This window comes from Methylococcus capsulatus str. Texas = ATCC 19069, from assembly GCF_000424685.1.
GTDB classification, from domain to species: domain Bacteria; phylum Pseudomonadota; class Gammaproteobacteria; order Methylococcales; family Methylococcaceae; genus Methylococcus; species Methylococcus capsulatus.
Map to the genome: position 1 here is coordinate 15,001 of NZ_AUKJ01000009.1, position 2,278 is coordinate 17,278.

The 2,278-nt window shown below is 55.4% G+C and carries 2 rRNA genes (1 of these 2 cut by a window edge); both read left to right on the plus strand.

Features of this window, described 5'->3' with window-relative positions:
• A 23S ribosomal RNA gene (locus tag H156_RS0102095) occupies positions 1–2,020 on the plus strand; it begins 875 nt to the left of the window's first position.
• 97 nt (positions 2,021–2,117) lie between these two features.
• Positions 2,118–2,231, plus strand: a 5S ribosomal RNA gene (rrf, locus tag H156_RS0102100).
• Positions 2,232–2,278: the final 47 nt, after the last annotated feature.

Consider the following 2,278-nt stretch of genomic DNA (forward strand, 5'->3'; position numbering starts at 1 on the left):
TCTAGATTTACCAAACCGATGCAAACTCCGAATACCGGGAAGTGCAATCACGGGAGACACACGGCGGGTGATAAGGTCCGTCGTGAAAAGGGAAAGAGCCCAGACCGCCAGCTAAGGTCCCCAAATCAGGCTTAAGTGGAAAACGATGTGGGAAGGCACAGACAGCCAGGAGGTTGGCTTAGAAGCAGCCACCCTTTAAAGAAAGCGTAATAGCTCACTGGTCGAGTCGGCCTGCGCGGAAGATTCAACGGGGCTTAAAGCCTGTACCGAAGCTGCGGATTCACGCGTTGCGTGAGTGGTAGAGGAGCGTTCCGTAGGCCTGTGAAGGTCAACTGAGAAGTTGGCTGGAGGTATCGGAAGTGCGAATGCTGACATAAGTAACGACAAAACGGGTGAAAAACCCGTTCGCCGAAAGCCCAAGGTTTCCTGCGCAACGCTAATCGGCGCAGGGTTAGTCGGCACCTAAGGCGAGGCCGAAAGGCGTAGTCGATGGAAAACCGGTTAATATTCCGGTACCGGCTGCAACTGCGATGGGGTGACGGAGAAGGCTAGGTCAGCCGGGTGTTGGACGTCCCGGTTTAAGCGTGTAGGCAGACTCTTTAGGCAAATCCGGAGGGTCAATGCTGAGGCGTGATGACGGTGCTGAAGGCGACTTCAGCCGAAGTGATTGATGCCAGGCTTCCAAGAAAAACCTCTAAGCTTCAGGTTGCAGGCGGCCGTACCAAAACCGACACAGGTGGGCAGGATGAAAATTCTCAGGCGCTTGAGAGAACTCGGGTGAAGGAACTAGGCAAAATGGTACCGTAACTTCGGGAGAAGGTACGCCCTTGGTAGGTGAAGTGGCATGCCCATGGAGCCGAAGGGGGTTGCAGTGAAACGGTGGCTGCGACTGTTTATTAAAAACACAGCACTCTGCAAAGACGAAAGTCGACGTATAGGGTGTGACGCCTGCCCGGTGCCGGAAGGTTAATTGATGGGGTCAGCGCAAGCGAAGCTCTTGATCGAAGCCCCGGTAAACGGCGGCCGTAACTATAACGGTCCTAAGGTAGCGAAATTCCTTGTCGGGTAAGTTCCGACCTGCACGAATGGCGTAACGATGGCCACACTGTCTCCACCCGGGACTCAGTGAAATTGAACTTGCTGTGAAGATGCAGTGTACCCGCGGCTAGACGGAAAGACCCCGTGAACCTTTACTATAGCTTTGCACTGGACTTTGAATTGACTTGTGTAGGATAGGTGGGAGGCTGAGAAGCCCGGACGCCAGTTCGGGTGGAGCCGACCTTGAAATACCACCCTGGTGAATTTGGAGTTCTAACCCAGGTCCGTGATCCGGATCGGGGACCGTGCATGGTGGGTAGTTTGACTGGGGCGGTCTCCTCCCAAAGCGTAACGGAGGAGCACGAAGGTGCGCTCAGCGTGGTCGGAAATCACGCAAAGAGTGTAAGGGCAAAAGCGCGCTTGACTGCGAGACGAACGAGTCGAGCAGGTACGAAAGTAGGTCCTAGTGATCCGGTGGTTCTGTATGGAAGGGCCATCGCTCAACGGATAAAAGGTACTCCGGGGATAACAGGCTGATACCGCCCAAGAGTTCATATCGACGGCGGTGTTTGGCACCTCGATGTCGGCTCATCACATCCTGGGGCTGTAGCCGGTCCCAAGGGTATGGCTGTTCGCCATTTAAAGTGGTACGCGAGCTGGGTTTAGAACGTCGTGAGACAGTTCGGTCCCTATCTGCCGTGGGCGTTGGAGATTTGAGGGAAGTTGCTCCTAGTACGAGAGGACCGGAGTGAACGAACCGCTGGTGTTCCGGTTGTCATGCCAATGGCATTGCCGGGTAGCTATGTTCGGACAGGATAACCGCTGAAAGCATCTAAGCGGGAAGCCCCTCCCAAGATGAGATCTCCCTGGGACCGTGAGTCCCCTGAAGGGCCCTGGAAGACCACCAGGTTGATAGGTCGGGTGTGGAAGCCCAGTAATGGGTGAAGCTAACCGATACTAATGGCCCGTGAGGCTTGACCATATAACACCCAAGGCGTTTGGGTGTGTCCGGGACAGACCGTGGACGCAAGTGTACGTTGACCAGATTCCTCAGAGCTCGAGCTCGACAACCAGTTTTGCCTGGCGGCCAGAGCGAGCGGGAACCACCCGATCCCATCCCGACCTCGGAAGTGAAACCGCTTAGCGCCGATGATAGTGCAGAATACCTGTGCGAAAGTAGGGAACTGCCAGGCTCTCATCCCAATCAACCCCGAGTCCCTCCACAGGAACTCGGGGTTTT